The organism is Streptomyces sp. 11-1-2 (genome assembly GCF_003595545.1).
Lineage (GTDB): Bacteria > Actinomycetota > Actinomycetes > Streptomycetales > Streptomycetaceae > Streptomyces > Streptomyces hygroscopicus_B.
This window is the reverse complement of record NZ_CP022545.1, coordinates 5,070,847-5,087,876: the sequence shown is the minus strand read 5'-3', so window position 1 is coordinate 5,087,876 and position 17,030 is coordinate 5,070,847. Positions and strand designations below refer to the sequence as shown.

Genomic DNA, 17,030 nt, shown 5'->3' with positions numbered 1-17,030 from the left:
GCGTCGGCACTCTGTGACGGTCAGCACACAGACCGCACGGAGCCGACCATGACGACCAGAACCTTGCCGTGGACACCGCCGAACACCGAGGACGTCGAGGCGTTACCGGTGGGCAAATCGTGGGACGCCGTGCGCGCGGCCCCGACCGTCGGCGAACGCGCCCTCGAACTGCTCGGCGAGCAGACCGGTGCCGTCATCCAGGACAAGCACGGCCCCCTCTACTGGCTCGTCGCCGTAGGCACCGCTACAAGCTGGCACCTGCGGCAAGTCCGCGTCCTCACCGAGTTGACGGATGAGCGCACCTATCTCGGCGTGCCGCCCATCTCCAGGGCGGAGGGCCCCGGCACCCACTGGCGCGTGCCGCTCTCGGCCGACCACTACCTCACCGACGCCTTCACGCTATGGGGAGCACTGGCCGAGGCCGACCGGGCCGAGTTCGGCTCGGTCCCGCTTGGCCGCCAGACCTGCCATCGCTGCGAACTCCCCACTGACGAACCGGTCATCGTCGACGTCCAGCACGGCGGCAGCGGCGCCGGACGCACTGTGTACGCTTGCCCCCGCCATGCCCGGGCCTGCCAGCAGGACTCGGTGGCCGAGGCCGCCGCCATGCGGCGCATCCGTGAGCAGGGGCACGCCCGGTGACGGAGGACGAGCGCACCGAGCAGGAGCGGATCGCCGAGTTGCGGAAGCCCGGCCGGAAGTGGGTCTTCGGACAGCTCCAGGGCTGGAACTGCGCCCTGTGTGCGACGCGCCTCTACGCGGACCGGCCCATCTGCACGGTGGAGGTGGACTACGGCGGCGTCATTGAGACGTGCCAGTTGTACGTCTGCGCGCCCTCATGCGAGGCGGCTCGCCAGGCGCTGCGTCCCGCCACGCCGGACGGAGGCCTCCCGCCGATCCGCGCGCCCCGGCAGCGGACGGCCACGTAGACCGGGTGGGTCGCTGGTGTTCCGGGCCCCGAACCGGACGACGGCGCCGGCGGCCCACCCTCCCGGCGCCCTGAGGTCGGTGCGGCCAGGCGCGGCCGCCGCCCGCAGGGCAGGGGCTCCGGCCCCGATCTGGGGACCGCGGGCCGGAGTCCCGCACGAGAAAGCCCCCGCCCCGGCCGCCTCCTACTCGATCCCAGAGCCTCGCCCGGCGGGTCTCATAAGGGGAAATACCGGGCGCAAACGCGGCCGTTTTGCCCGCCCGAAACGTTGTGTAGACCTGGCGGACACGAGAGGTTCGCGACGATCCGATAACAGCTTCCGAGGGGGCCTTTATCTGGCATCTACGCGCGTTACGATGCGGCGGAGCCAGCGCCGCAAGGGGCGCTTCGAGAACATCAGAGGGGACCCTCGTGCGCCGGGTATCCACGATAGCGGTCGCGGGCATTGCCACCGCGGCTCTCGCATTCTCCGTCACCGCGTGTGGCAGCAGTTCCGAAGAGGGAAGCAAGGACGCCGGCATCGGCCTGGCCTATGACGTCGGCGGCCGTGGCGACCACTCCTTCAACGACTCCGCCGCCAAGGGCTACGACAAGGCCCTGAAGGACTTCGACGTCAAGGGCAAGGAGCTGACGGCGAAGGACGGCGACACCGACGCCGACCGCTACGACAAGCTGGCGAGCCTGGCCGAGGCGGGCTACAACCCCGTCGTCGGCGTCGGCTACGCGTGGACCCCCTCGCTCACCAAGGCCGCCAAGAAGTACAAGGACACCGACTTCGCCATCGTCGACTCGGTCGTCGAGGCCAAGAACGTGGCCAGCCTGGTCTCCGCCGAGCACGAGGGCTCCTACCTCGCCGGCGTGGCCGCGGGCCTGAAGACCAAGTCCAACAAGGTCGGCTTCATCGGCGGCACCGACAGCGCGCTGATCAAGAAGTTCGCGGGCGGCTTCCAGCAGGGCCTGAAGGACACCAACCCCAAGGCGTCCCTGGACGTCCAGTGGGTGCAGGTCGGTTCGCCCAAGGGCTTCGGCATGCCGGACCGCGGCAAGGACATCGCCGAGGGCATGCTCTCCAACAAGGTCGACGTGATCTTCTCCGCGGCCGGCGGCTCCGGCGCGGGCGCCATCGAGGCGACCGCGGGCAAGAAGGGCACCTGGTCGATCGGCGTCGACGGCGACCAGTACTACGACAAGGGCCTGGCCCAGTACAAGAACTCGATCATGACCTCCATGGTCAAGACCGTGGACGGCTCGGTCTACGACTTCATCAAGAGCGTCGTCAAGGACAAGAAGCCCGAGAGCGGCGTCCAGTCCTACGACCTCAAGCGCGGCGGCGTCTCCCTCTCCTACTCCGGCGGGTTCATCAACGACATCAAGCCGAAGATCGAGGCGGCCAAGAAGAAGATCGTCGACGGCCAGATCAAGGTCAACGACACCTACAAGGACTGACCCTCGGGCCACGGATCCGTACGGCACCCCCGGGTGTCCGCCCGGGTCCGTGGCACATCCGGCCGGTCCGGCCCCCGGCCCGCCCCACCTCCGTCGCCCCTCAGGAGTGCGCCATCGAAGCCGCCAGCCCACCCAAGGGCGCTCCCGCCGGTGCCGTCACCGACGTCGCCGTAGAACTCCACGGAATCACCAAGCGGTTCCCCGGAGTCGTCGCCAACCACGACATCGACATCACTGTGCGCCGCGGCACCGTGCACGCCCTCGTGGGCGAGAACGGCGCGGGCAAGTCGACGCTGATGAAGATCCTCTACGGGATGCAGCGCCCGGACGAGGGCACCATCGCGATCGACGGCGAGACGGTGGAACTGCACTCCCCGGCGGACGCCATATCCCGCGGAGTGGGCATGGTGCACCAGCACTTCATGCTCGCCGACAACCTCACCGTGCTGGAGAACGTGGTCCTCGGCGCGGAGAAGCTGCACGGCATCAGCGGCAGGGCGCGCGCCCGGATCAAGGAGATATCCGACGCCTACGGGCTGGGCGTCCGCCCCGATGTCCTCGTCGAGGACCTGGGGGTGGCGGACCGTCAGCGCGTGGAGATCCTCAAGGTCCTCTACCGGGGCGCCCGGACGCTCATCCTCGACGAGCCGACCGCCGTCCTCGTCCCGCAGGAGGTCGACGCGCTCTTCGACAACCTCCGCGAGCTCAAGTCCGAGGGTCTGACGGTGCTGTTCATCTCGCACAAGCTGGGCGAGGTGCTCTCCGTGGCCGATGACATCACCGTCATCCGCCGCGGCACCACGGTCGCCTCCGTCGCACCGTCCGAGACCGACCCCCGGCAGCTGGCCGAGCTGATGGTCGGCAGCGAGCTGCCCTCGCCCGAGACCCGCGAATCCACCGTCACCGACACCGAGATGCTCGTCGTGGACGCGCTGCGGCTGACCGCCACCGATGTGGACGGGGTGGAGCGGGCCGTGCTCGACGACATCGTCTTTACCATCCGCAAGGGCGAAGTCCTCGGCATCGCCGGTGTGGAGGGCAACGGCCAGGCCGAACTGGTCGAGGCCATCATGGGCATGCGCGACCCCGACGCCGGCACCATCACCCTCGACGGCGCCGACATCTCCCACGCGCCCACCCGCAAGCGGCGCGAGGACGGCATCGGCTACATCCCCGAGGACCGCCACCGGCACGGACTGCTGCTGGAGGCGCCGCTGTGGGAGAACCGCATCCTCGGCCATGTCACCGAGGTGCCCAACAGCAAGGGCGGGCTGCTCAATCCGGCCGCCGCCCGGCGGGACACCGAGCGGATCGTCGCCGAGTACGACGTCCGTACGCCCGGGATCGAGGTCACCGCGGCCTCGCTGTCCGGCGGCAACCAGCAGAAGCTGATCGTCGGCCGGGAGATGAGCCACCACCCCAAGCTGCTGATCGCCGCGCACCCCACCCGGGGTGTGGACGTGGGCGCCCAGGCGCAGATCTGGGACCAGATCCGCACCGCGCGCCGTGAGGGCCTGGCGGTGCTGCTGATCTCGGCCGACCTGGACGAGCTGATCGGCCTGTCCGACACCCTGCGGGTGATGTTCCGCGGCCGGCTGGTCGCCGACGCCGACCCCGCCACCATCACCCCGGAGGAGCTGGGCTCGGCCATGACCGGCGCCGCCTCCGGCCGTCTGGACCACCCGGCCGACGACGGGACCGAGGCCGCGACCGGGGGAGAGGCCCGATGAAGAAGCTGGACAAGGAGCGGGTGCTGCTCGCGGTCGCCGCCCCGGTGCTGGCGCTCGCCGCCGCGTTCGTGGTGACCGCGCTGGTGCTGCTGGCGACCGGCAAGGAGCCGTTCAACGCCTTCGGCATCATGTTCGACTACGGGGTGAAGGCCGACAGCCAGGTCTACATCCTCAACAAGGCGACGACGTACTACCTGGCGGGGCTCTCGGTGGCCATCGGCTTCCGGATGAACCTCTTCAACATCGGCGTCGACGGCCAGTACCGGCTCGCCGCCTTCTTCGCCGCCGTCGTCGGCGGGGCGCTGAAGCTGCCGGGGCTGGTGCAGATCCCGCTGATCATCCTGGTCGCCATGCTCGTCGGCGCCATGTGGGCGTCCATCGCCGGTCTGCTGAAGGTCTACCGGGGCGTCAGCGAGGTGATCAGCACCATCATGCTGAACTCCCTCTCCGGCATCGTCATCAGCTATCTGCTGGTGGACGGGCGGCTGGCCGACCTCGACAAGCAGACCAACATCGTGGCCACCGACCCGCTGCCGACCTCCAGCCACTTCTTCACCTTCCCGGCGGGCGGCGACCTCGACCCCATCTGGGGCTTCATCGTCGTCGCGGCGCTCGCGGGCATCGGCTTCTGGTTCCTGCTCGGGCGCACCCGGTTCGGCTTCGACCTGCGCGCGGTGGGCCGCTCCGAGTCCGCCGCGCAGGCCAGCGGCGTCAACGTCAAGCGCATGGTGCTCACCAGCATGGTGCTCTCGGGCGCGATGGCCGGTCTGATCGGCATGCCGACCCTGCTCAACGACACCCACCAGTTCACCTCCGACTTCCCCACCGGCATCGGCTTCACCGGTATCGCCATCGCGCTGCTCGGCCGCAACAACCCGGTCGGCATCGCGCTGGCCGCCGTGCTGTGGGGCTTCCTGGAGCGCGGCGCCAACCGCCTGGAGTTCGAGGGCTACGACAAGGAGATCGTCGGCGTGATGCAGGGCGTGATCGTCCTGTGTGTCGTCATCGCGTACGAACTGGTGCGCCGCTACGGGCTCAAGCGCCAGCAGCAGCGGGTCGGCGCGGAACTCGCCGCCCAGGCCAGGGCCGACAAGGGCATCGACAAGACGGAGACGGAGGTGCCGGCATGAGTGCCACGGTGACCACCACCAAGACCACAAGCACGCCGGGCAAGGGGAACGGGCCCGCCTCCCGGATGTCCCTGGGCAAGGTGCTGCTGATCGTCGCCGGGGCGCTGGTCGCGCTGTCGGTGCTGCGGGCGTTCGTCGACGCCGCCCAGCAGGCGGACTTCGACCGCGTCACCTCCTCCGGGCAGATCGCCGCCGCGCTCTCCATGGCCGTGCCCATCGGCCTCGCGGGCCTCGGCGGACTGTGGTCCGAGCGGGCCGGTGTGGTCAACATCGGCCTCGAGGGCATGATGATCCTCGGCACCTTCTTCGGCGCCTGGGCGGGCTACCAGACCAACCCCTGGGTGGGCGTGCTCGCGGGCGTCCTCGGCGGCGCGGTCGGCGGTCTGGTCCACGCGGTGGCCACCGTCACCTTCGGGGTGGACCACATCATCTCCGGTGTGGCGATGAACATCCTCGCCCTCGGCGCCACCACCTATCTGGCCAAGCGCTGGTTCGAGCCGCTGGGCGACATCGGCGGCTCCCCGAAGAACTCCCCGCAGGTCGACCCCATCCAGACGTTCACCGTCCCCGGACTGTCCGACTGGCTCGCCGACCTGGAGAACCACCACTGGTTCCTGGTCTCGGACGTCGCCGGCATCCTCGGCGGTCTGGTCACCGACATCTCCGCGCTGACCGTCGTCTCCATCCTCCTGGTCGTGGGCAGCTTCTTCGCCCTGTGGCGGACCTCGTTCGGCCTGCGGCTGCGGTCCTGCGGTGAGAACCCGACGGCGGCCGAGTCCCTCGGCGTCAACGTCTACCTCTACAAGTACGCGGCCGTGGTGATCTCCGGCGCCCTCGCCGGGCTCGGCGGGGTCTTCCTCGCCCTCGTCCGCTCGCACATCTACAACGAGGGCCAGACCGGCGGCCGCGGCTACATCGGCCTCGCCGCCATGCTCTTCGGCAACTGGCGGCCGGGCGGGCTCGCGATGGGCGCCGGTCTCTTCGGCTACTCCGACGCCCTGCAGCTGCGCAACGGCGGGGCGACCGTCCACGCCCTGCTGATCCTGGTGGCACTCGGCCTCGCCGCGCTGGCGGCCTGGCGGATTGTCCGCAAGAGTTATGTCGCGGGCGCGGTGTCCGGCGCCGCGGCCGTCGCGCTGCTGCTGTGGTACGCCCTGACCGACACGGTCCCCAACGACCTGGTCAGCGCCACGCCGTACATCGTGACCCTGCTGGTCATGGGCCTCGCCTCACAGCGGCTGCGGATGCCCAAGGCGAACAACAGGCCCTATCGAAAGGGACAGGGCACATGAGCACTTCCGCCGCCGCGGCCCCCGACTGGGAGGGCTTGCGCGTACAGGCCCGGGACGCCATGTCCCGGGCCTACGCCCCCTACTCGGACTTCCCGGTGGGCGCCGCCGCGCTCGTCGACGACGGCCGCACCGTCAGCGGCTGCAATGTGGAGAACGCGGCGTACGGCGTCGCGCTGTGCGCCGAATGCGGCCTGATCTCCTCCCTCGTCGCCTCCGGCGGCGGCCGCCTCACCGCCTTCACCTGCTGCGACCGCGAGGGCGCCGTACTGATGCCCTGCGGCCGCTGCCGTCAGCTCCTGTGGGAGCACGGCGGCCCCGAGCTCCAGATGGACACCCTCACGGGCATCCGCCCGCTCGCCGAACTCCTCCCGGACGCCTTCGGCCCCGCCGATCTGCGCCGCGCCGCCGCCCACGGCTGACGCCCGCGCGACGCCCCGGCCCACCCGGTCGGCCCCCTGCACACGAAAGGCCCCGTACCGCCCCCATGGACGCCATCTCCGTCATCCGCGCCAAGCGCGACGGCACCCGCCTGACCGACGCCCAGATCGACTGGGTCATCGACGCCTATACGCGCGGCGAGGTGGCGGACGAGCAGATGTCCGCACTCGCGATGGCGATCTTCCTCAACGGCATGGACCGGGCCGAAATCGCCCGCTGGACCGCCGCGATGATCGCGTCCGGTGAGCGGATGGACTTCTCCTCCCTGCCGCGCCCGACCGCCGACAAGCACTCCACCGGCGGCGTCGGCGACAAGATCACCCTGCCGCTCGCCCCCCTCGTGGCCGCCTGCGGAGCCGCCGTACCGCAGCTCTCCGGCCGGGGCCTCGGTCACACCGGCGGCACCCTCGACAAGCTGGAGTCCATCCCCGGCTGGCGCGCACAGCTGTCCAACGAGGACATGCTGGCCGTCCTGCGCGATGTGGGCCCGGTCATCTGCGCGGCGGGCGAGGGCCTGGCCCCGGCCGACAAGAAGCTGTACGCGCTGCGCGATGTCACCGGGACGGTCGAGTCGATCCCGCTCATCGCCTCCTCGATCATGTCCAAGAAGATCGCCGAGGGCACCGGCTCTCTGGTCCTGGACGTCAAGGTGGGCTCCGGCGCCTTCATGAAGGACATCGACTCGGCGCGCGAACTGGCCACCACGATGGTCGGCCTCGGCAATGACCACGGCGTCCGGACGACCGCCCTCCTCACCGACATGTCCACCCCACTCGGTCTCACGGCGGGCAACGCCCTCGAGGTCCGCGAGTCCGTGGAGGTCCTGGCGGGCGGCGGCCCGGCCGATGTCGTCGAGCTCACCCTGGCCCTGGCCCGCGAAATGCTGGACGCGGCGGGCCTGCCGGACGCCGACCCCGCCAAGGCTCTGGCCGACGGCACGGCGATGGACCACTGGCGCCGCATGATCGCCGCCCAGGGCGGCGACCCCGACGCCCCGCTCCCGGTGGCCCGCGAACACCACGTCGTCACGGCCACCGCCGACGGGGTCCTCACCCGCCTCGACGCCTACGCGGTGGGCCTGGCCGCCTGGCGCCTGGGCGCGGGCCGCGCCCGCAAGGAGGACCCGGTCCAGGCGGGCGCGGGCGTCGAACTCCACGCCAAACCGGGCGACCGCGTCACGGCGGGCCAGCCCCTCCTCACCCTCCACACCGACACCCCGTCGGCCTTCGCCTACGCCCTGGAGGCACTGAAGGACGCGGCCACCTACGCGCCCCACAACACGGAGTTCACCGCCACCCCGATCGTGCTGGAACGCATCGCCCAGGGGTGAGCTGCTTCGGCCGCATCGTTCGACGGGGGAACAGAAGTCAGAGCTCAACGTGGATGGGCATGAGCTTCGGGCATCCGGGTGGGTGCCTGCCCAAAACAGACGCGCGTGGTGCGTACGTCGGCAGGCGCACGGAAGCCCCGCCCAATGCTGCGGGGGTCAGCTCATGGGCGGGGCCGGTCTGGTGGGTTACAGCTTCCCGCTGTAGGTGATCACCACGACGGCAGCGCAGGTCCCGTAGATACGGCAGCGCAGGTCCCGTAGATGATGATCAGCGCTGTGACGTCGAACAGCCAACGTCCCATCGCCTTGGCCGCTCGCTTCATGATCCCCCTTCGTACAGCTTCGCGGGTACGCCCGCGTTTTCCATAGCGATGTCGATCACGATCCGCGCTAGTGCGTGCCGTTCCATCGCCGACCCGGGACGTGCCGTGCACGGACGGCATGCGCACACAGGCCATCTGTGCGGCACGATCGGCAGGAGGTTGTCTTTCTCGGCATCGTGGACGCGCACGGGGCCGTACGTCTTCCCGCTGTCCCGGGACACCCGGATGGTCATGATGGCGCCGGAGCTTCTCATGCCGGCCCCCCGAGGGTGCGTCGGGCGCTGATCCTCGCCAGCACTACCTGTAGCTGTTGCTCGGCTACATCGGCGCTGACTTGGCATCGGGGGCACCTGCACATCGGCCATCGGTCCGACATGAGCGGCAGCAGCGGGTTGTTGGCGGCGCTGTACACGACTTGGGGCCCGAACGTCTTCCCCCCGTCCCGGGACACGCGGAGCGTCATATAGGTGTCGTGATCCCTCATGACTCCTCCTGGTGCATTGGCCCCTTGTGATGCCACTGGCGTTCACGCACGCATGCGGCGGCCATCTGGACGTCGCCTTTGCGTCGGTGCTCCGCTTGCTGGCGCAGTAACGCGTCGCATAGGTCGCAGTTCTCGGCCGAAGGCGTTGATGCGTCAGTTGACCGGCCGGTCATGCGGACACCTCCGCTCCGCGAATCCGCCGGGGGCCGAAACCGACGCCGTGAGCGGCCAGATACAGGGCACGGCGGCGCACCCGCTGCTGCCGTCGCTCATGAGCAACCAAGTACGGCCGGACAAGCCCGATGTCCTCACCACTCAGCGCGGCTACACGGGGGGCACTCATGGGCCGGGAGAACGATCGCTGATCAGTCGCCCGGTGACGACCTACAGGGGGAAGTAAGAGCTGTAGCAACGGCAGGAACAGCCTCGCTGTAGCTTGGGACACGTCGTCAACCTCCATGGGGTTGATGGCCACGCCCCCGGGCCGGTCGCACGGTCGCGGGGGTCCTTGCTGCCCTCCCCACGCTTCCGCTCCAATGAGTGACTGCATAGTGGCCCCCTGTAGGCCAACTGTCGGCCACAATTGGCACATGGGCAGCGACATCGGGGCCAACATCCGACGCCTACGCGAAGAGCACGAGTGGAGTCAGGCACGGCTAGCGCGTGAGGTTTGCCGGGCAGCCGGATTAGCCGGTGATCCAGTGGGGCGGCAGGAAGTCAGCCGGTGGGAGAACGGGAAGCGCACACCTCGGGAATGGTTGCCCTTCATTGCCACCGCCTTAGGCGTGACCGTGGAAGTTCTGAGAACGCCTCAGGAGCCCGCTGCACCGCCGTTGCCGACACTCGCTGACTTCCTGCCCGAAGGCGACCCCCTAAGCCCGTTGGAAGCCCGCAAGGGGTGCCGTATCGGCATGCGTGCGGTGGACGACCTACAACAGCGCGTGCATGGGCTCAGACTTGCCGACGACGTCCTTGCCGGAGGCGACCTAATCCGCCCAGCGCTCCGGGAACTCCGCTCAGCCGTGAAGCTGTACCGTGAGGGAACCCACAGCAGCGAAGTAGGACGGCAACTGCTACGGCAAATCGGTGAGTTGACACAGATTGCCGGATGGATTGCGAGTGACGCCGGACAACATGTAGAGGCAGAGCGCATCTACAGGCTAGGAATCGGCGCTGCAAGGCAGGCCGAGGATTACATCCTTTCCGGGAATATCGCAGGATCGCTGGCCTATCAATTCAGCAATACGGGGCGGGAATCCGAAGGGGTCAGGCTCGCTCAGGCGGCGTTCAATGACGCACGCGCCGAAGCGCCCCCGAAAGCCCGCGCGCTGTATCTGGACCGTGTGGCCTGGGCGCACACAAAAGCCGGGGGCACTGAGAACGGCCAACAAGCCATGCGTGCACTGGGGGAAGCCGGGCAGGCGCTCAGCGAAGACAGCGACGGCACCGAGTCGCCTGCCTACCTGTATTGGGTAGATGCCGGGGAACTCCGTGTCATGGAATCACGTGTCTATACGGAGCTTCACCGCCCCTTGCGCGCAGTGCCGTTGCTTCGGGAAGTGCTCAGCGAGTACGACGCCACGCACACGCGCGAAATGGCGCTGTATCTGTCTTGGCTCGCTGTCGCTCTTGCTGACGCCAATGAGCCTGAAGAAGCGGCGACAGTGGCGGAACGGGTCATCACCATTTCGGCCGACATCGCTTCAGAACGCACGGCGGAAAGAGTGCGGGTCATACTTGGCCGGTTGCAGGAGTATGCAGACGTACCGGAAGTCGCCGCTCTGCTCGGTGAGCATGAAGTGGCTTAACGTGAACACAGGAGCGCGTCCGTGGCTGAAACGACACTTGCGCTGATTGCCATCATCATTTCTGTCGGAACTGCCGTGGGGACCTTCATCTACACCCATCAGCAGATGAAGGCAGCGAAGAGGGCTAATGAGCTAACTGAAAAAGCCCAGCAGGAACAAGTTCAGCCGTACGTGGTTGCAGAAATTCGTGAGCGCGTGCCGGGCTCGCAACTGCTCGTTTTCTCCATCGAGAATACTGGACCCACGATGGCACGTGACGTGAAGGTCACGGTAGACCCGCCCCTTCGGTCGACTCTCGGGGATGATGTCGAGCAAACTCTGAATGCAGCGGTATCCCGTGAGATTCCGGTACTGCCACCAAAACGGCAGTTGACATTTCTCGTGGATGTAGGCCATAAGCTATTCGCGTCAGATCTGCCGCGCCGATACACGGTAGTTGTGAAGTCGGCGGGTCCGTTGGGTGTGGTGGAGCCACTGACGTACACCATTGACCTCGACGTGCTTCAGCATTCACTTCTGAACAGGGAATCTCTGGAGTGGAGTACGCACGTACTTGCCGAAGAATCTAAGAAGGCAAGGAAGGCCCACGAGAAGCAGGCCAATGCCATGGCCCAGCTTTTCCGTGCAGTGGCCAATGAATTGGAAGCTAGGCGCACCGAGTCACCGGAAAACGAGCCGCCGACCAGTGGCGCTGATGCTGACTGGCGCGATGACCGAAGCCCCGTAGTCGACCCAGCAGGGCAGTCGGTGGCCTGACCGTCGTGGACGGTTAGGCCGGATACCCGGGCACATGGTCGATCGCGTCAACTCCGATGACCTGCGCGAGAAGATGATCGGTGCCGTATCAAGACCTCGGCCGCGGCGGATGAGCTGACGGGCTGGTCGGTGTCCGAGGGCGGAACACGTGGCGGCGGTCCAGCGCTCCGCAAAGAGTTGGAAGAACGGGAATACGGAGGGCGCGCAGGTCGTCCTGAGAGCCCGAAGGACTATTTCTGCATCTCCGCGGAGACGTACGGCGAGGAGAACAGCTTCCTTCGCGAGGTCAGCGCCCCGTGCCTGCTGCCTCCGGGCGTCAAGCAGAAGAAGATTACGGAACGCGTCGCCCGGCCCGGGCGTCTTTTGTTGCGAAACGATCAGCGCAACGAGAGGACGTCCCGCTGTGAAGACCATGGGTGCCCGCACGTCCCGCCGTGCACTGCTCTCCTTCGGCGCTGGTACGGCGCTCGCTGTTCTGCTGCCGACGCACGCCTCGGCGCGGGAGGGGATCCCGGGGCGGATGGGGGAGCTGGAGCGGGAGTACGACGCCCGGCTCGGGGTGTTTCGCCCTCGACACCGCCACCGGCAGGACGGTGCTCCACCGCGCCGATGAGCGGTTCCCGATCTGTTCGGTCTCCAAGACCCTCGCGGTCGGGGCCGTGCTCAGGGATCTGGACCGGAACGGAGAGTACCTCGCCCGGCGCATCCGTTACACCGAGGACGACGTCAAGACGGCCGGTCATATCCCGATCACCGGTACGCCCGAGAACATCGCCAACGGGCTGACCGTCGAGGAGCTGTGCGCCGCGGCGATCTCCTACAGCGACAACGGCGCGATGAACCTCCTGCTCCATGAGCTCGGCGGCCCCACTGCGATCACCCGGTCCTGCCGCTCCCTGGGGGACGGGGTCACCCGGCTCGACCGCTGGGAGCCGGATCTGAACTCCGCCGAGCCTGGGCGGGTGACCGACACCACCAGCCCGCGGGCCATCGGGCAGACCTACGCCCGGCTGGCCGTGGGCCGCGCCCTCGACACCGGGGACCGTGAACGGCTGTCGGGCTGGCTGGTGGCGAACACGACGGGCGACGCCCGCATCCGTGCCGGCGTTCCCGCCGACTGGACCGTGGGCGACAAAACCGGGACCGGCCGCTACGGCACCACCAATGACGTGGGCATCGACTGGCCCCCGAACCGGGCGCCGATCGCGCTGGCCGTCCTCTCCACCCGGTAGCAGCAGGACGCCGAGGCCGTCGACCCCCTGATCGCCAAGGCCACCGCACTGGCGGTCGAAGCACTCAGCTGACCCCGGACGGAGGCCACCGCCCCCGGGCTGAACACGGAACGACCAGGCGCCCTGGTGCCACCGGCGGGCGGCCGCGGACGGCGGGAGGGGGTGGGGTCGGAGGGGTGGTGTCCTGGACGCTTTCGCATATTTGTGGCGCCAATCTCCGGCCCACTCCACGTTCCCGGGCACCGGCGCCGTAAATATGCGGTCCAGGGCGCCGCACCGGAGGCCCCGCCCCCGGCACCCACCACACAACCGACCGCGCACCCCAGCAACCACCACGCACCCGCACACCCACGCACCCCTACGTCAGCAACTGACCCCGCCGGCTCAGCAGAAACGTCTTGAAGGCCGCCACCGGCGGCGTGTCCGGGTGGCCGTCCAGCCACGCGACCCCGATCTCGCGGACGGCACGCGGCGCGGTGACGGTCAGCTCCGCCACCCCGGGGCGGGGAACGGCAGGAGGTGGGAGGAGGGCCACCCCGAGGCCCGCCGCGACCAGGCCGCGCAGCGTCTCCGCCTCCTCGCCCTCGAAGGCGATCCGCGGCGTGAATCCCGCCTCGGCGCACAACGCATCGGTGATGCGCCGCAGCCCGTAGCCCGGTTCCAGCGTGACGAACAGCTCCGAGGCGGCCTCGGCGAGCCGGACCCGGCGGCGCCCGGCCAGTCGGTGGTCGTCGGGGACCACCAGCCGCAGCCGCTGTTCGTCCAGGCGGCGGGCGACCAGATCGGGGGCGTCCGGCACCGGGGAGGTCAGGCACAGGTCGAGGCCGCCCGCGCGCATCCGCTCGAGCATCGCCTCGCCGTAGTTCTGGACCAGTTGGAACCGCACTCGCGGATGGTCCACCCGAAAGCTCCGGATCAGACCGGGCACGGTCTCGGTCCCCAGCGTGTGCAGGAAGCCGAAGGAGACCAGGCCCGCCGCCGGATCCGCGTCGGCCCGTACGGACTCGGCGGCGCGGTCGACTTCGGCGAGGGCCCGTTCGACCGAGTGCAGGAACGTCCGTCCCGCCGGGGTGAGCGCCACCGTACGGCCCCGGCGGGCGAAGAGCGCCACGCCCAGGTCCTCCTCCAGCCGGACCATCGCCCGGCTGAGCGTCGACTGGGGCACCCCCATCTCCTGTGCGGCGCGCGTCACATGCTCATGGCGGGCGACGGCGGCGAACTGGGCGAGGCGCGGTGTGAGGGCGGCGGCCCAGGACTCCGCCTCGACATCTGCTGTCACCGGAATGTCGTTTTCGTAACTGATGCGTGACACGGGCGCCCCTGACCTTTGCTCATGCGGCAGTGGATTGATTATCGCCATTCCGTGCATTGGACGCATCAACCGTGCTTACGTACGGTCGAACCATGCCTCCTGCTGATACCGGGGCGTCCACCGGAACCCACCGTGTGGACGCCTCCGCTTCGATGTCGACGACCCCGAACTCCTCCCAGCCCGCCACCGCGAAGGCCGCGAACCCCGCGAGCGCGGCGAACCCCGCGAACGACGCGAGCCCCGCGTCCAAGCAGATGAGCCCGGGCCACCCCGGTTACGTCCGGATGCGGCTCGCCCTCTTCACCGCCGGACTCGCCACCTTCGCCCTGCTCTACTCGACCCAGGCGCTGCTCCCCGCGATCTCCGACGATCTGCGGGTCCAGGCGGACCAGGCCAGCTGGAGCGTCTCCGCGGCCACCTTGGGCCTGGCGCTCGCGGTCGTGCCGCTGAGCGCGCTGTCCGAGCGGTTCGGCCGACGCGCCATGATGACCGGCTCGCTCACGGTCGCGGTCGTCCTCGCCCTGCTGGTGCCGTTCGCACCGGACCTGGGTTGGCTGATCGGACTGCGCACGGTCCAGGGCGTGGCGCTGGCCGGGATCCCGGCCTCCGCGATGGCGTATCTCTCGGAGGAAGTTCACCCCAAGGCGTTGGTCGGCGCGATCGGGCTGTTCGTGGCCGGTAACAGCGTCGGCGGTATGAGCGGCCGGATCCTCACCGGCTGGGTGGCGGACGCCTGGGGCTGGCGCGTCGCGCTGGCCGCGGTCGGCGCGATGGCGCTGCTGTGCGCGGCGGCCTTCCGGCTGCTGCTGCCCAAGGCCCGGAACTTCACCCCGGCCGCGGTGAGCCCGCGGGCGCTGGCCCGCACCCTCGCCGGGCATCTCTCCGATCCGCTGCTGTGCCGGCTGTACGCGATCGGCGCGCTGTTCATGACGGTCTTCGGCGGGGTCTACACGGTCATCGGCTACCGCCTGGTGGCCGAGCCCTTCGGCCTCTCGCAGAGCCTGATCGGCTCGATCTTCCTGATCTACCTGGTCGGCACGGTCTCCTCGGCGGCGACCGGCAAGCTGGTCGGCCGGCTCGGGCGGCGCGGCGCGCTGTACGTCGCGGTGTCCACGACGGCGGCCGGACTGCTGCTGTCCCTGCTGAACTCGATCCCGGCGGTGCTGGCCGGTCTGGTGCTGATCACCGCGGGCTTCTTCGCGGGCCACGCGGCGGCGTCCTCGGCGGTGAGCCGTACGGCCAAGACCGGGCGTGCCCAGGCCGCGGCGCTCTACCAGGCGTCGTACTACATCGGCAGCAGCGTGGGCGGTGCGCTGGGCGCACTCGCCTTCCACGCGGCCGGATGGGGCGGCACGGTCGCCATGGGTCTGGTGGCGGTCGGCGGCGCGGCGGCGATCACGGTGTACGCGACGCGCAAGGCGCAGGCCGAACGGCGCGCGGAGGCCGCGCGCCGCGAACTGGTCGGCGTGGCCGCCTGATGCTCCGCTGGATGTGCCGTGACCTGCCGGCCGTCGATCGTCCGCGGCACCGTCGTGGCTCGTCGCGCCCATGCGGCGGAGCCGCACATCGACACAGCCCCGCGCCCCTTCAGGGCGCTCCGCACCACGGCCGACGTCCACCGATCCACTGAGGCCGACCTCATGAAGCCCGAAGGGGCCGCCCCGCCACTGTCCCGGCGGGACGGCCCCTTCGCCTGTGCGGGCTCCCGGCCTTGTGCGGGCTCCCGGCCCGTGCGGGCGGCTCCTGCCGCGGGCGGGTCCGGCACTGGGTGGCCCATGGGAGGCCGTTCGGCCGGGGCGGGCCTCGTCTCGCGCCGTCGGCGCGACTGACCAGCGGGCAGGGCGGGGGCGCGGCCTCGCCCCCTCACCGGCCCGGCGGCCGACGGCGAGGGACTGCCCGGTACCCCGACCCTGCTCCAAGGCGCCGGAGGCGCCGAAGGCGCGAGGCGGCGCCGCGCTCGGCAGGATGCACAAGCCTCCGACGCGCCCGGCCCCCGTCCGTGCGGCGCGGAAGCCGCACGGACGGGGGCCGGGCGCACACGCACAACCAAGCGCTCAGCGCCGCAGGTTCGCCCCGAAGCCCGCCGCCAGCGGCATCCGCAGTCCCAGCGGCGGCGGAGCCGCCAGCGCGTCGGCGACCGGGCGGGAGAAGCCGGAGTGGAAGAGGGAGCCGAGGAGGAAGTCCACGGCCAGCGCCTGCACCTCGGAGCGGTGCTGATGCAGCCCGTGCCCGTCGGTGTGCACCTCGAAGCGGCACACATCGCGATTGGCCTTCTTCGCCCGCTCCGCCAGCCGGTAGGACAGCTCGGGGTCGGACCGCTCGTCGTTCGTGCCGTGAGCGATCAGCACCTGCCGTCCCACCAACTGCTTCACCGGCTCGGGTTCGAGCACCTCGTCCGGCGCCGGAAGCCAGGGCGCCAGCGCCACCACCGAGGCGACGGCCGGGTGGCCGGCGGCGCGGAGGGCGGCGCGTCCGCCCATGCCGTGGCCCGCGAGGCAGACCGGCACATCGCCGTAGCGCCGTACCACCTCCTCCACGGCCCACGCGGCATCGGAGGCGGGATCGGCGGCGGCCCCGTTCCAGCCGCGGCGCCGGTAGTGGACGACATGACCGGCCAGCCCCTCCTCCCGGCCCGCCCGGATCAGCCGCCGGGCCAGCGGCAGTGCCGCGGCCGCCGTGAGTCTGGAGGGCCGTCTCGTCCCGTTGGGTTCGCCCTCGGGGAGGAGCAGCACCACACCGTGTACGGTCCTTTGCGTGGCGGCCGCGCCCATCGGCCGCCCCAGCCGTGCGCCCCGCTCGGGCAACGCTTGCTGAGCCATGG

Annotated in this window: 13 protein-coding genes and 1 pseudogene; 12 read left to right on the top strand and 2 right to left on the bottom strand. The window is 69.8% G+C overall.

Annotation, left to right across the window (positions count from 1 at the left end; translation table 11 throughout):
- Positions 1-48: 48 nt before the first annotated feature.
- From CGL27_RS21225 to bla, 11 genes and pseudogenes are all read left to right on the top strand, one after another.
- The gene (locus CGL27_RS21225) at positions 49-642 is read left to right on the top strand and encodes a hypothetical protein (RefSeq protein ID WP_119989301.1); all 594 of its coding nucleotides are present in this window, start codon (positions 49-51) and stop codon (positions 640-642) included.
- Positions 639-929, top strand: a complete 291-nt coding sequence (locus CGL27_RS51020; protein ID WP_119989299.1) for a hypothetical protein — start codon at positions 639-641, stop codon at positions 927-929. The genes CGL27_RS21225 and CGL27_RS51020 overlap by 4 nt, the downstream gene beginning before the upstream one ends.
- Before the next feature lie 410 nt (positions 930-1,339).
- Entirely contained in the window at positions 1,340-2,374 is a 1,035-nt protein-coding gene (locus tag CGL27_RS21215) for a BMP family ABC transporter substrate-binding protein (protein ID WP_119989297.1), read from the top strand.
- 113 nt (positions 2,375-2,487) lie between these two features.
- A complete protein-coding gene (locus CGL27_RS21210) occupies positions 2,488-4,104 on the top strand; it encodes an ABC transporter ATP-binding protein (RefSeq protein ID WP_107439364.1) in 1,617 nt (538 codons plus the stop codon).
- A complete protein-coding gene (locus tag CGL27_RS21205) occupies positions 4,101-5,234 on the top strand; it encodes an ABC transporter permease (protein ID WP_119989295.1) in 1,134 nt (377 codons plus the stop codon). The genes CGL27_RS21210 and CGL27_RS21205 overlap by 4 nt, the downstream gene beginning before the upstream one ends.
- Positions 5,231-6,526 carry an ABC transporter permease gene (locus CGL27_RS21200; protein WP_119989293.1) on the top strand — a complete coding sequence of 432 codons (1,296 nt, stop codon included), beginning with the start codon at positions 5,231-5,233 and terminating at the stop codon, positions 6,524-6,526. The genes CGL27_RS21205 and CGL27_RS21200 overlap by 4 nt, the downstream gene beginning before the upstream one ends.
- On the top strand, positions 6,523-6,945 hold the full coding sequence (locus CGL27_RS21195) for a cytidine deaminase (protein ID WP_078641930.1): 423 nt from the start codon (positions 6,523-6,525) through the stop codon (positions 6,943-6,945). The genes CGL27_RS21200 and CGL27_RS21195 overlap by 4 nt, the downstream gene beginning before the upstream one ends.
- Before the next feature lie 65 nt (positions 6,946-7,010).
- Positions 7,011-8,294, top strand: a complete 1,284-nt coding sequence (locus CGL27_RS21190) for a thymidine phosphorylase (protein WP_119989291.1) — start codon at positions 7,011-7,013, stop codon at positions 8,292-8,294.
- Positions 8,295-9,691: 1,397 nt separating this feature from the next.
- Complete coding sequence (locus tag CGL27_RS21170; RefSeq protein WP_119994479.1) at positions 9,692-10,909, top strand: helix-turn-helix transcriptional regulator; 1,218 nt, start codon at positions 9,692-9,694, stop codon at positions 10,907-10,909.
- A 21-nt stretch (positions 10,910-10,930) separates the two neighbouring features.
- Positions 10,931-11,665, top strand: coding sequence for a hypothetical protein (locus tag CGL27_RS50125; protein ID WP_162953034.1), 735 nt, complete (start codon positions 10,931-10,933; stop codon positions 11,663-11,665).
- A gap of 412 nt (positions 11,666-12,077) precedes the next feature.
- Positions 12,078-12,894 (top strand): annotated as a pseudogene (bla, locus tag CGL27_RS21165) (class A beta-lactamase); the annotation flags it as partial.
- 361 nt (positions 12,895-13,255) lie between these two features.
- On the opposite strand, the gene CGL27_RS21160 reads toward bla, so the two are convergent.
- On the bottom strand, positions 13,256-14,239 hold the full coding sequence (locus CGL27_RS21160) for a LysR family transcriptional regulator (protein ID WP_078647466.1): 984 nt from the start codon (positions 14,237-14,239) through the stop codon (positions 13,256-13,258).
- A gap of 62 nt (positions 14,240-14,301) precedes the next feature.
- On the opposite strand from CGL27_RS21160, the gene CGL27_RS21155 reads away from it, so the two are divergent.
- Complete coding sequence (locus CGL27_RS21155; protein WP_119989285.1) at positions 14,302-15,687, top strand: MFS transporter; 1,386 nt, start codon at positions 14,302-14,304, stop codon at positions 15,685-15,687.
- A gap of 576 nt (positions 15,688-16,263) precedes the next feature.
- On the opposite strand, the gene CGL27_RS21150 is transcribed toward CGL27_RS21155, so the two are convergent.
- Positions 16,264-17,028: an alpha/beta hydrolase gene (locus CGL27_RS21150; RefSeq protein WP_078641927.1), complete on the bottom strand. Its 765-nt coding sequence runs from the start codon at positions 17,026-17,028 to the stop codon at positions 16,264-16,266.
- Positions 17,029-17,030 lie beyond the last annotated feature (2 nt).